Origin of the sequence: Olivibacter domesticus, assembly GCF_900109575.1 — a bacterium.
GTDB classification, from domain to species: Bacteria; Bacteroidota; Bacteroidia; order Sphingobacteriales; family Sphingobacteriaceae; genus Olivibacter; species Olivibacter domesticus.
On record NZ_FOAF01000003.1, the window covers coordinates 411,781 to 424,284 of the forward strand.

11 protein-coding genes are annotated in these 12,504 nt (G+C 38.4%); 7 read left to right on the plus strand and 4 right to left on the minus strand.

Going from position 1 to position 12,504, the window contains the following annotated elements; all coding sequences use genetic code 11:
- Nucleotides 1-159: 159 nt before the first annotated feature.
- The 3 genes from BMY50_RS15970 (at nt 160) to BMY50_RS15980 (ending at nt 3,332) form a co-directional block, all read left to right on the plus strand.
- Nucleotides 160-1,500 (plus strand): sigma-54-dependent transcriptional regulator, encoded by a 1,341-nt coding sequence (locus BMY50_RS15970; protein ID WP_093326392.1) that lies wholly within the window; start codon nt 160-162, stop codon nt 1,498-1,500.
- Between the two features lie 128 nt (nt 1,501-1,628).
- Nucleotides 1,629-2,822, plus strand: coding sequence for a sensor histidine kinase (locus BMY50_RS15975; RefSeq protein ID WP_238383793.1), 1,194 nt, complete (start codon nt 1,629-1,631; stop codon nt 2,820-2,822).
- 72 nt (nt 2,823-2,894) lie between these two features.
- Nucleotides 2,895-3,332, plus strand: coding sequence for a low molecular weight protein-tyrosine-phosphatase (locus tag BMY50_RS15980; RefSeq protein ID WP_093326394.1), 438 nt, complete (start codon nt 2,895-2,897; stop codon nt 3,330-3,332).
- Here the strand turns inward: BMY50_RS15980 and BMY50_RS15985 are convergent.
- The 3 genes from BMY50_RS15985 to BMY50_RS15995 all read right to left on the minus strand — a co-directional run bounded on the left by BMY50_RS15985 (nt 3,329) and on the right by BMY50_RS15995 (nt 6,011).
- Nucleotides 3,329-4,054: a 2-phosphosulfolactate phosphatase gene (locus BMY50_RS15985; protein ID WP_093326395.1), complete on the minus strand. Its 726-nt coding sequence runs from the start codon at nt 4,052-4,054 to the stop codon at nt 3,329-3,331. The genes BMY50_RS15980 and BMY50_RS15985 overlap by 4 nt on opposite strands.
- 192 nt (nt 4,055-4,246) lie before the next feature.
- Nucleotides 4,247-5,326: a glycine cleavage system aminomethyltransferase GcvT gene (gene gcvT / locus BMY50_RS15990; protein WP_093326396.1), complete on the minus strand. Its 1,080-nt coding sequence runs from the start codon at nt 5,324-5,326 to the stop codon at nt 4,247-4,249.
- Between the two features lie 82 nt (nt 5,327-5,408).
- On the minus strand, nt 5,409-6,011 hold the full coding sequence (locus tag BMY50_RS15995) for a ribonuclease HII (protein WP_093326397.1): 603 nt from the start codon (nt 6,009-6,011) through the stop codon (nt 5,409-5,411).
- Between the two features lie 126 nt (nt 6,012-6,137).
- On the opposite strand from BMY50_RS15995, the gene BMY50_RS16000 reads away from it, so the two are divergent.
- The 4 genes from BMY50_RS16000 (at nt 6,138) to def (ending at nt 11,867) form a co-directional block, all read left to right on the plus strand.
- Complete coding sequence (locus BMY50_RS16000; protein WP_139202275.1) at nt 6,138-6,944, plus strand: hypothetical protein; 807 nt, start codon at nt 6,138-6,140, stop codon at nt 6,942-6,944.
- Nucleotides 6,945-6,986: 42 nt separating this feature from the next.
- Nucleotides 6,987-9,872, plus strand: a complete 2,886-nt coding sequence (locus tag BMY50_RS16005) for a TonB-dependent receptor (RefSeq protein WP_093326399.1) — start codon at nt 6,987-6,989, stop codon at nt 9,870-9,872.
- 35 nt (nt 9,873-9,907) lie between these two features.
- Nucleotides 9,908-11,140, plus strand: a complete 1,233-nt coding sequence (locus tag BMY50_RS16010) for a M16 family metallopeptidase (protein ID WP_093326400.1) — start codon at nt 9,908-9,910, stop codon at nt 11,138-11,140.
- 154 nt (nt 11,141-11,294) lie between these two features.
- Complete coding sequence (gene def, locus BMY50_RS16015; protein WP_093326401.1) at nt 11,295-11,867, plus strand: peptide deformylase; 573 nt, start codon at nt 11,295-11,297, stop codon at nt 11,865-11,867.
- A gap of 5 nt (nt 11,868-11,872) precedes the next feature.
- Here the strand turns inward: def and BMY50_RS16020 are convergent, their stop codons facing one another.
- Nucleotides 11,873-12,475 carry a trimeric intracellular cation channel family protein gene (locus tag BMY50_RS16020; RefSeq protein WP_093326402.1) on the minus strand — a complete coding sequence of 201 codons (603 nt, stop codon included), beginning with the start codon at nt 12,473-12,475 and terminating at the stop codon, nt 11,873-11,875.
- Nucleotides 12,476-12,504: the final 29 nt, after the last annotated feature.

The window sequence follows — 12,504 nt, forward strand, 5'->3', positions numbered from 1 at the left end:
ATTGATTCATTGGAACAGAATATACTTTTTCTGATTATCAACCTTTTAAAAGTAATGGTATAGTTGTAGATTTACAAAAATGTAATCGTTAGACATTAACTTTAGGTGTGTAACTGCTTTAAGCTAACAATTTATCAAATCAACTCTAATAAAAAAAGAATGAAACATTCGCGTATTTTGATAATCGATGATGACCCTGATGTTCTTACAGCTGTTAAACTCTTATTAAAAAGAGAAGTTAACGAAGTCATTGCTGATAAAAACCCGGAAAATATTCCAGCAATCCTTTCCCGGCAACCGGTAGATTTGGTCCTTTTAGATATGAATTTTAAAAGCGCTATCAATACAGGAAACGAAGGACTTTATTGGCTTAACAGAGTAAAGGCTTTACGTCCTGATTTACCTGTAATAATGATTACGGCCTATGGAGCAATCGATTTAGCAGTAAACTCACTGAAACAGGGGGCTACCGATTTCATTGTTAAGCCTTGGCAGAATGAACATTTATTGAAAGTTATTGGTGATATTTTAACCAAGAAACAGGGGAAAAGAAAAGAAGAGATACCGACTGTAAACAGTAATCTCATTGGTGAGTCCGATGTGATGAAACATCTCCTGTATAAGATAAGTAAGATCGCTCCCACTGATGCAAATATTCTTATTTTGGGAGAGAATGGCACAGGGAAAGATGTAATAGCTGACACCATACATCGAGAATCGAGAAGGGTGTTGATGCCTTATGTAAAAGTGGATGTTGGGGCTTTAACGGATACGCTCTTTGAAAGTGAGCTTTTTGGGCATAAAAAAGGCGCCTATACAGACGCAAGAGAAGATAGGGTTGGTAGGTTCGAAGCCGCTGATAAGGGGACGCTTTTTTTAGATGAAATAGGAAATATTTCTTTGCAACAACAGGCAAAATTGCTGAGTGTTTTGCAAAATAGACAGGTAATACCGCTAGGCAGTAATACACCTACAAACGTAGATATTCGTTTATTATGTGCAACAAATGTGCCTTTGGCGGTACTTGCTAATGAAAACCGTTTTCGGAAAGATTTAATATATAGGATCAACACAGTTGAAGTACAGGTGCCACCGCTACGGGAGAGGGGAAATGACATTTTACTATTGGCACGTCATTTTATGGAAAAATACGCAACTAAATACGCAAAACAAATACCTGATTTAGAAAAGAAAACAGAAGAAAAGCTACTACGTTACCATTATCCGGGAAATGTACGTGAACTACAATATAGCATTGAACGAGCAACAATTATGGCAGAAGGGGGAGCTTTAACCCCAGAGGATGTTATTTTTTCGCCAATTGAACAAAGAAGCAGCGGCAGTAGTGCAGAGCAAGATGAATATAACTTAACAGAAATGGAAAAAAACACCATTATGAAAGTAATAGAAAAGCACAACGGCAACATAAGCAAAGCATCGCAGGAGTTGGGTTTAACGCGGACAGCACTATATAGACGTTTGAGCAAGTATAATATCTAATGAACCGACTCCGCTTACTCATAATTTTTAGAGCCTTTTTACTTTTTGTAGGTGTATCTTTACTGTGTTGGTTAATATTAAAAGGATATTTTTTATATTCTTTAATTGTTTTTCCGATATGTCTTTGGATGCTGACCTTAAATTTTCGTTCGCAGCTGCGAGCATATCGCGAACTTGAAGAATTCGCCGAAGCAGCCCGCTATCGCGATTTTACTAGGTTTTTCCCCTTGCAGAATGCAGGCCCAGAGATAAGGCCTTTACGCGGGGCCTTTAATGAGATTAATGGGGTATTTAAAAAAATAAGTAGCGAACGTGAAACGCAGTATCAATATCTTCAAAAGATTTTGGAACTGGTAAATACGGCCATTCTTTCCTATGAAGAGAATACAGGGAAAGTAATTTGGATGAATGAAGCATTTAAAGAACTGTTTAATATTCCTTACCTATCCATCATATCAGGCTTGAATAAGCGTAATCCGGATTTATATCACAGAGTTATTGATATGCCCCCCGGCGAAATTAGTGTTTTCACGGTGCCCACCCCCAGTAAAGGAATGCTAAAACTACAGTTTTCTTCAAGTAGTTTTCAAACACCGGAAGGCTATTATCGCCTGCTTGCTTTTCAAAATATCAATGAAGCATTGGATGAAACAGAATCAAAGGCTTGGCAAAAGCTATTGAGTGTATTAACGCATGAAATTATGAATTCTATTGCACCTATATCCTCATTGGCTGATACACTAAAAAACCGTTTGGAGGTGCTACCCAATAGTGAAGAATTGGACGATATACGTTTAGGTACCGAAACAATAAAACGTAGGAGCGAGGGCCTGTTAAAGTTTGCGGGTACTTATCGAAGTTTAAACAAAATAGCACAGCCAGAGGTATCCATTGTATATGCCGCAGAACTCTTTGAAAATTTATATCAATTAATGGAGCCGACGCTGTTACAGAAAAGTATTGTGCTGGATATTATATTAAAGGATCCAAGACTTCAACTTTCGTTGGATGTCAATTTGATAGAACAGGTATTAATCAATTTACTATTGAATGCCATTGAGGCGGTGAAAGATGGAGAGGGACCTTATATAAGCTTGCAAGCCTTAGCTAATAATGGAAGCCCGCAGATTAAAATAACAGATAATGGTAGGGGTATACCTCAAGAATTGCTAGAGAATATATTTATCCCTTTCTTTACAACCCGTAAGAGTGGTAGTGGTGTTGGATTGACATTAAGCAAGCAGATTATGTTAATGCATAAAGGCAATATCACGGTTCAATCGGAGGAAGGAAAAGGGAGTGTTTTTACATTACAGTTTTAAGCTATTGCGCGCGTAATATAAGCTAGCCACAAGCACTCCTATTAGGAATCTTCACAATTAAAAGTAATAAAAATGAAAATATTAATGGTCTGTTTGGGTAACATATGTAGATCACCATTGGCGCATGGTATACTTGCTCATATGGCTAAAGAGGAGCATTTGAATTGGGAAATAGATTCAGCTGGTACGGGGAACTGGCACGTTGGACAATGCCCCGATAGAAGATCTATTGCCATTGCAAAAAATTACGGCGTCGATATCAGCACCCAAAGGGCCAGGCAGTTTAACAAAAATGACTTTCAGTTATATGACCATATTTTAGTTATGGATCATGAGAACTTTGCAGATGTGTTAGACATGACTGAAAATGCTGACGAAAAAGCGAAAGTGAGGCTTTTTCTTGGAAACGATATTGTACCTGATCCTTATTATGACGATGACCTGTTTGATTCCGTTTATATCATGATAGCAAAAAGGTGCGAAATATTATTAAAGGAATTGAAGGCCTAATACTCCTTCAATTCCACTAACCGGTCTCCTTCTAATACAGGGATTACGTTAAGTGTATCCACTTGTAAACAAAAATCGATATCCTTCTGGATTCCTAAATTTTGTAAGCGTCTACTGTGTGCGCTTTCTGCTAGGTAAGTACTTATATCAGGTTGTGCACAATTGTATAGCGTTTCAGCAGCAATAGAGGCATCATCCTCTTTCTGATGACTCGCTTTTAGCTTGTTTATAACAGCTCCTGCGAATATAGTGTCTTCCAAATTAAAATTATCTTTCCATCCTGCACAAACTAAAAGGATATCTTCTTTTTGTTTTTGTAACCAATCACAAAGGATGCTTAGATTTAAGAAGGAACCAATTACTACTTTCTTTGCTTCTCGAGATAAATGTATGGCCTTTGTGCCATTTGTGGTGGTGAGTACGATGGTTCTTCCTTTGACTTTTTCTTCTACATACGAGAAAGGAGAATTCCCAAAATCGAAACCATCAACGACCTCTCCATTTCGCTCGGCAGCTAGTAGATAACCGTGATCTTTATAAATGGCACAAGTGGAAACTTCCGCCACTGGAATTATACCTTCCGCGCCATTCGCAATCCCATAGCACATGGAGGTGGAAGCTCTAAAAATATCGATAACAACAACGATACTATTTTTGATGTCGTGCAAAGGGAGTAGAGCAGGACTAAGGCAAACAGTTATTTTTCTTGTGGTATCAAGCAAAACGAATTCAATTTATTTATTATTAAATATTATTCAATCTCTATTTCTATCGATTTCTGATAAACGGGTGTCTAAAAGTCGTTCCTTTACGCCATTTTGATCCTAGCATACCGAAAAGGAGAGACCTGTCGATTTTAAAGCTAAAGGAAGTTACATCAAAATGGCAAAAAAGAATACTTTCAAAGAACCTAATTATTTAATAAAAGGGGGTTTACTGACTACCGCTTTTATTTTTTTATCTCTGATTTTAATGAAAATCTCAGTACCTTCTTTGCTAAAATCTTTTTTAACATAGCCCAATCCAATTGATTTTTGAAGACTAGGAGACTGAGTACCGGAAGTGACTACCCCCAAAAGGTTGTCGGCCGCATCAACAATTTCGTAACCATGGCGTGGAATACCGCGCTCAATCATTTCAATTCCAACAAGCTTACGTGAAACGCCCTCTTCTTTCTGTTTTCTCAGTGCATCTGCATTAACAAAATCTTTTGTGAATTTAGTGACCCAGCCAAGTCCTGCTTCTAGCGGTGACGTCGTATCATCGATATCATTTCCATACAGGCAAAAACCCATTTCTAAACGTAAGGTATCCCGTGCCCCTAAGCCTATGGGCTTGATGCCAAAAGATTTACCCGCTTCAAAGATGGCGTTCCATACTTGCTTGGCATGGCTGTTTTCTACATATATCTCAAAACCGCCTGCCCCTGTATAACCTGTGGCAGAAATCAGTACATTCTCTACACCAGCAAATACACCTTTCTTAAAGGTATAGTATTCCATTTCTCCCAGGTCTATGTCCGTAAGACTTTGTAGGGCTTCTGTTGTCTTTGGACCTTGTACGGCAAAGAGAGAGGTTTTGTCAGAAATGTTTTTCATTTCCACTCCGTAAATGTTGTGCTTACTTATCCAATCCCAGTCCTTTTCTATATTAGAAGCATTTACTACTAGAAAGAAAGTGTTCGCATCAATGCGATACACTAGAAAATCATCTACAATGCCACCGGTTTCATTTGGAATGCATGCGTATTGAATCTTTCCGTCATAAAGTTTAGCGGCGTCGTTAGAACTGATTTTCTGCACTAGATCTAATGCTTTTTCTCCTTTTAAGATGAACTCACCCATATGGCTTACATCAAAAACGCCAACGCTTTTACGAACAGTTTCGTGTTCGTCATTGATACCAGTATACTGAACGGGCATATTATAACCCGCAAAAGGCACCATCTTGGCTCCTAATGCAATATGTAAATCCGTTAGAGCAGTAGTCTTCATAAGAATTAATAAATGATTTAAACGTCGCCGCAAACTTAGATAAAATAGTCATGTTCATCAACTATTTGTTTGATTAAGATTCTTAAATGAGATCTAGTTTCAATTGCGGGTCTGTTATCCTGAATGTTTTCCGGTGATGTGGGGTTAAGCCGTGTTTTAACACCGCGTTACGGTGTTTTACGGTGGGGTATCCTTTATTACTTAGCCAATCGTATTCTGGATGTTCCCCTGCTAGCTGATGCATGTAGTCATCTCGATATGTTTTTGCTAGGATTGATGCAGCCGCTATAGAAAGATATTTGCCATCCCCTTTTATAATACATTGATGTGGAATGTTCTTATATGTTTTAAATCTATTTCCATCAACTAATATATACTGAGCGCTTATTTGCAAAGCGTCTAAAGCGCGGTGCATGGCAAGATAAGAAGCATTTAAAATATTTATTTGGTCGATTTCTTCTGCACTGGCACTTGCTATTGCAAAAGCTAAAGCCTCCGTTTCTACGATTCTACGTAAGTCATAGCGCTGAGCTACGGAGAGTATTTTAGAATCGTTCAGCACTTCGTGCTTAAATGTGGAAGGAAAAATAACGGCAGCAGCAAAAACAGGACCAGCCAAACAGCCCCTGCCAGCCTCATCGCAACCGGCTTCTATATAATCATGCTGAAATGCGGATAATAACATCTGCTTACAAAGTTATAAAAATTGTATAAGCTTGTACATTGTAAATCATATAATTCCCTATAGGCATTTAGAATAATATCAGATACTCCTATAATATTTCTATTACAATTAAACCCATATAGTATTATGGAGTCAAACGTATTCAATTACAGCAGACTAATGAACGTATTGAACAGATTAACCTTTTCATTTTTGTTGATCGTCCCATTTTTTAGCGTCAATGCGCAGAAATTAAACTCAATAGAACAGCGGGTAATAAATTACCAACCACAAATAAAGGTTGATGGGGATCTGGCAGATTGGGGCGATTCTTTAAGATACCGTTATGAGAAGCAATTATTACAATATGAGATAGCAAATGACGATAGGAATATTTATGTAGCTATGCGCGTGATGGATAGCTCGTGGCAGATGCAAGCGCTACATCAGGGATTCAATCTCATCATAAATAAAGAAGGTAAGAAAAAAGATGGAATGGAAATCACGTTTCCAATTCCAGATCGTGAATCTTTAAGGGCTTTAGCCACAAAAGATAGGGAAGAAAAGTCGAGTGATGTTCGCAAAGCTGTTCTGGGTGCTGCGCGTGCAATCTATGTCAAGGGGCTTGTAGACGTAGTAGATGGGGGCATTTCACTGGAAAACAGTTACAAAATAAAAACGGCAGTAAAAATTGATACGAATGCTGTGTCGTATGAAGCGGTGATTCCATTTGAAAGACTTGGTATAAGTACTAAAGATCAATCGGAATTGGCTTTTAACGTCAAGATAAACGGTCTTATTATGCGGACGGTCGGCGGCGGATCAATGCCTATGGGTAGGTATAGGGGCTATGGTTACAGAGATCCCTACGGATATTATGGAAATCGACCGACAAGGAAAGAAGCCCGAAAAGAACCAGGTCAATGGCTCTTATTAAAACTGGCCAAACCATGAAAAAGACAATCAGATACTAAAACAATTTAATATCCTATTTAAATGACTTCTAAAAGAAAGGGCCTAAAGAAAACCTGTTGCGCTACGCATATAATCGTTTTGTTGGTTTTGGGATTTTGTACACCGGCAGCTGCGCAAACAGGTAAATCTGTCAACGGCGTGCTGAGAGATAGCACTGGGCTAAGCGTTATAGCCGCTTCTGTTAAGCTTATTTCGTCTGTGGATACCTTGCAGGCAAGTAGTGATGTTGATGGAAGATTTACCTTTAAAAATGTAAAGGGGACTAATTTTAACTTGTTTATCACAAGTTTAGGTTTCCGGCCCTTAAGTAAAGACTTTTCTTTTGATGGTAAGAACGAGCTAGACCTGCAACCTATTACGATGGGCTTTGAGTCGAAATTATTGGATGTAGTAAATGTAACAGGAGGTACCTTGGTAACCATGAAGGAAGATACTATTGAATATAATGCAAAGGATTACAGGGTGCGGCCTAATGCAATGACAGAGGAACTTATTAAGAAGTTGGACGGCGTAGAAGTAGACAAGGATGGGAATGTACAGGCGCAAGGGGAAAGTGTTGCAAGAGTAAGGATCAATGGAAAAGATTTTTTTGGAGGAGATGTAAAAACAGCTACAAAAAATTTACCGGCAGACATCATTGAAAAAATTCAGATTGTTGATGATTATGGCGACCAGGCAAATTTGACTGGAAATAGAACGGGTGAACCGGAGAAAGTACTAAATATTACTATTGCTGAAAGTAATAATAATGGGAACTTTGGTCAATTTGGAGCAGGGATAGGTACCAAGCCGGATGGTGTTGATGGTCAGAGATATCAAGTGGGTGGTATGTATAATTCTTTTACTGGGTCAAGACAGTTTTCTGTTTTGGGAAATATGAATAATAATAACAACCAGGCATTTGACTTTAACACACGTGGAGGTGGCGCTAGAAGAATGCCGGGTGGTGGCGGAAGGAGAATGGGAGGAGGATTTGGAGGGTCTGGAGGATTTGGTAGCGGAAGCAACGGCTTGACTGATTCTTATTCCTTAGGATTTAATTATCGTAAAGATTTTAATGATAAGCTGACGACCTACGGAAACTATAGCTACAATCATAGTGATAATACGGTAGTTAGTAGCGACTATATCCAGGATATATTTTCAGATGAACAGATTTTAAGAAACAGTAGCTCCAATACCAATGCTATCAGTAATAACCATCGCTTCGATTGGAATGTAGAATATAAACCCAATGAAAAGGCGTTTATTAAATTATCACCTACATTAAGTATCGGCAATAACAATTCCAGCGCCTATTCTTTTACCGAACAACTAATAAATAACGCACCTAGTAATAACATAGAGAATATCAATAACGATAAGTCTTTTACACCTAGTTATGGCATGAGTGGTTTGTTCAACTATAAATTGAATGAAAAAGGACGAAATGTTTTTCTTAATTTTTCATTAAATTCTTCTAAAACAGAACAAGATCAGGATAGAATTATAAATACGATAAACTATGCTACGGATAACCCCGATAGTATCTATCAAAAGCAGTTGGTTGATTTGAATAATAAAGGCTTTAATGGAGGCTCTTCTATTTCCTATATAGAACCACTCACTGAAAAAAGCAATCTGGAATTTAGTTACGACTTTAATTTTGCGAATTATGATAACGATCGTCAGGCGAATTCTCTGGATATCCTCGGGAACAGCATTCCTAATCCATCTTTGAGCAATCAGTACGATTACTCATTTATAACCCACAAAGCCGGATTAACGTATCGTTACCGAACAGATAAAATTGTTTATCAGTTAGGGGGAACTGTATTGCCGACAAGGTTAAAGGGGCATACCAATTTAGGCGGTCAGGACCTCTCCTTTGGCCGTAGTGGTTTCTATTTCATCCCTGTGGCTCGTTTTGAATACAAAGTTTCACGAACCCGGTCGTTTAATGTGGAATATCGGGGCAATGCTAGTGAACCTAGCTTCTCACAATTGCAGCCTGTAACAGATATCTCCAACCCACAGTTCCCCGTTACTGGAAATCCAAACCTAGCTGCTGAATTCAATCATACATTAAGTGCGCGTTATCGTAATTTTGATTTTAAATCAGGTAATATTTTCTTTGCTGTCATCAACGCGAACATGACGCAAGATAAAATAGCTACCGATAGAATAAGCTATCAAACGGATAGCTTAGGTCTTGTTCAGGAAACAAGATATCTAAATACGAGTGGGAATTACAATGCAAGGGGTTTCTATCATTATGCTAAACCTTTTAATAATCGTAAGTATGTTGTTTCATTAAGAGGCTCGGCTAATTTTAACAATAATGTCGCTTATGCGAATTCAATAGAAAACGTTGCGAAGAACTGGGTCTTAATGCAAGGAATTAATGTACAGGTAAATCCCAAAGATTGGCTGGAGCTTAGACCTGGCATTGATTTTACTTATAACACCACAAAAAATAGCTTACAAAGTAGGAGCAATCAAAATATCTCCACGTGGGCTGCTTCTATGTATGGCAATATTTTTATTACGCCGACCTTATTGTGGAACTTTGACGTAGCAAAAACCAGCAACAACGGTTACGTTGGTAGCGTGCAGGCCAATCCTTTAATTATAAACACCTTTTTAGAGAAACAATTCTTTAAAAATAAGAATGGAATGTTAAGATTGCAGGCTTTTGATTTGCTAAACGAACAGGTAAATGTTTCGCGGACAGTAGTTGAAAATAGAATTACCGATAGTCGTACTAACAGATTGGCAAGGTATTTTATGCTGTCGTTTACCTATCGTTTTCAGAAATTTGCAGGAAAGGCGGGTGCTGCATTGCCGGAAGACGACGGACCTAGACGATGGGATAGGGGTGATAGGCCGATGGGCGGTGGACGGGGAGGCCGATCAGGAGGATTTTAATAAAACAGCAATTTTAGCTAAGTTTGCCTTCCACAATGGACCATCATATTATTAATCTGTCCAACGGTATTCGTGTAGTGTTAAAACCGGATAATACCGTTGTTTCACATGCCTGTATTTTAATTAATGCAGGTACGCGCGATGAGCTGCCGCATCAATTCGGAATGGCGCACTTTATTGAGCACCTGTTATTCAAGAAAACTGCCCGTAGAAATACCAATCAGATCCTGAATCGGTTAGAATTGGTGGGGGCTGATTTAAATGCTTATACCACCAAAGAATATACATGTATTCATGCCTCTTTCTTAAAAGAGCATTTGGCAAGAGTCCTGGACCTGTTTGAAGACATTGTTTTTCATTCCCAATTTCCAGAAATCGAGATGGAGAAAGAAAAAGGTGTGATTTTAGATGAGATCGCTTCTTATCAGGATAGTCCGGAAGATGCTATTGCAGATGATTTTGAAGATTTGCTTTTCAGCGGGCACGCGCTGGGTCACAATATTTTAGGAACTGAAAATACACTTAAGGCTTTTAGCAGAGCAGATATTTCTGATTTCTTAGAAAAGAACTATTGTACTGATGAAATAGTTGTCGCCATAACAGGCAACTATTCAATTAAAAAAGTTAATCAGCTAGTGGAAACTATATTTGCTAAGTTACCGGCAAATTTATCAGGAAGAACCAGAAAGCTACTGTTAAGTTATCAAGCGCAACAGTTAAAAGTAGTAAAACCAATTGTACAAACACACGTTACGCTAGGAAATATTGCTTATGATCTGTATGATTCAAGGAAGACAGGTTTAATGGTACTTAACAATTTACTTGGTGGAATGGGAATGAGCTCTAGGTTAAACCTGCAAATAAGAGAAAAATACGGTATCGCCTATACAATAGAGTCAAACTATACACCATTTACCGATACGGGTATTTTTTCCATCTACTATGGAACGGATGCCGATAAGGCGACTAAAGCCAAAAAATTAGTGCAAAAGGAGTTAAAAAAACTTAAAGAGGAGAAGCTGGGTGTTCTGCAGATTCATCAAGCGAAAAATAAATTTATCGGACAGATAGCTCTTGGGGAAGAAAATCGTATGGGGGTACTTATTTCTATGGCCAAAAATATACTCGACTATGACCGTGTTAATACCTTGGAAGAGGTGGTGGAGAAAATTAATGCTGTCACCGCAAATGAAGTATTCGTGATTGCGAATGAAGTTTTTGATGAACGCCTCTTAAGCGAGCTTAACTTCGAACCCGAAGAGGGATAATTGCAGAAATAGACAATTTTATCTATTTTGGCACCGATATCCATTTAACGGAAGAAACGCTTATAATTTGCTTAAGAGTGTTTAATGCCAATTTTAGTGAGAGAATATTTGGAACCATTTTGGCGATGGTTCATTTTTTAAATTATACTGACGAATGAAATTACCAATAGTAGCTTACGGCGATCCTGTTTTAAAGAGAAAAGCGACTAATATAAAAGCGGATTATCCGGCACTGGATAGTCTTATTGAAAATATGTTTGAAACAATGTACGCAGCACACGGTGTAGGTATTGCTGCGCCTCAAATTGGTTTATCTATCCGCTTGTTCGTTATTGATGCTTCCCCTTTTGCGGAGGACGATGCGCCTGAACTGAAAGATTTTAAGAAGGTTTTCATCAATGCTGAAATATTTGAAGAGGAGGGAGACAAATGGGATTTTAATGAAGGATGCTTAAGCATTCCGGATGTGAGAGAAGATGTGAGCAGGCATAAAAAAATATATATCCGATATTACGATGAAAACTGGAAGGAACACGAGGAAACCTATGACGGCTTAGCGGCCAGGGTGATTCAGCATGAGTACGATCATATCGAAGGGAAATTATTTACCGATAGATTGAGTGTGTTGCGTAAAGCAATGTTAAAATCAAAACTTGATGCCATCAGTAAGGGACTAATAAAGGTAGATTATAAAATGAAGTTTCCTGCACAAAAAAGAAAGCGTTAATTTGCTTAACCGCCTACAAGAGGAAGAGAAAGTTTATAACGAACAGAAATAATCCGGATGAGGAATATTACACTTGCGCTTATAAAGGCGTTTGTATTTTCATTCACGCCTAAATTAGCAAGCACAATAAATAGGATAGCACCCGATAAACAAGCGGTTGCGTAAATTTCACGTCTAAAAATAAGCGGCGTTTCATTCATGAGCGTGTCTCTGGTGACACCTCCCATTACTGCAGAGAACATTCCTAATACAATTGCTGCAATGGCGCTGCTGTCTGCAGCCAACGATTTTTGAAGGCCTACAATTGTAAAAAAGCTTATCCCGATAGCGTCGAACATAAAAAGCGCTCTGCGGAGTTTTCCTAACGACTTATGCGTTATAAGGGCGATTATTACACCAATCAAAATCGCGAGAAGGTAATTGCCATCATCAACCCAAGCAGGGCGTGTGTTTAAAAAAACGTCACGTAAACTCCCACCTCCAATCGCGGTAACAAAGCCGGTAAAGGCAGCTCCGAATACGTCAATATCTCTGTCTTCGGCAGCCATCGTTCCTGAAATAGAAAAAACTAAAACACCAATTAAATCTATAATGTAAAGCAAATCCATAAAGAATCCCTAGGTTTATATATGATTTT

What these genes read in the sequence shown, in the direction of transcription:
- BMY50_RS15970 (WP_093326392.1), top strand. Translation starts at nt 160, where the DNA reads ATGAAACATTCGCGTATTTTGATAATCGATGATGACCCTGATGTTCTT.
- BMY50_RS15975 (WP_238383793.1), top strand. Translation starts at nt 1,629, where the DNA reads ATGCTGACCTTAAATTTTCGTTCGCAGCTGCGAGCATATCGCGAACTT.
- BMY50_RS15980 (WP_093326394.1), top strand. Translation starts at nt 2,895, where the DNA reads ATGAAAATATTAATGGTCTGTTTGGGTAACATATGTAGATCACCATTG.
- gcvT (WP_093326396.1), bottom strand. Translation starts at nt 5,326, where the DNA reads ATGAAGACTACTGCTCTAACGGATTTACATATTGCATTAGGAGCCAAG.
- BMY50_RS15995 (WP_093326397.1), bottom strand. Translation starts at nt 6,011, where the DNA reads ATGTTATTATCCGCATTTCAGCATGATTATATAGAAGCCGGTTGCGAT.
- BMY50_RS16000 (WP_139202275.1), top strand. Translation starts at nt 6,138, where the DNA reads ATGGAGTCAAACGTATTCAATTACAGCAGACTAATGAACGTATTGAAC.
- BMY50_RS16005 (WP_093326399.1), top strand. Translation starts at nt 6,987, where the DNA reads ATGACTTCTAAAAGAAAGGGCCTAAAGAAAACCTGTTGCGCTACGCAT.
- BMY50_RS16010 (WP_093326400.1), top strand. Translation starts at nt 9,908, where the DNA reads ATGGACCATCATATTATTAATCTGTCCAACGGTATTCGTGTAGTGTTA.
- def (WP_093326401.1), top strand. Translation starts at nt 11,295, where the DNA reads ATGAAATTACCAATAGTAGCTTACGGCGATCCTGTTTTAAAGAGAAAA.
- BMY50_RS16020 (WP_093326402.1), bottom strand. Translation starts at nt 12,475, where the DNA reads ATGGATTTGCTTTACATTATAGATTTAATTGGTGTTTTAGTTTTTTCT.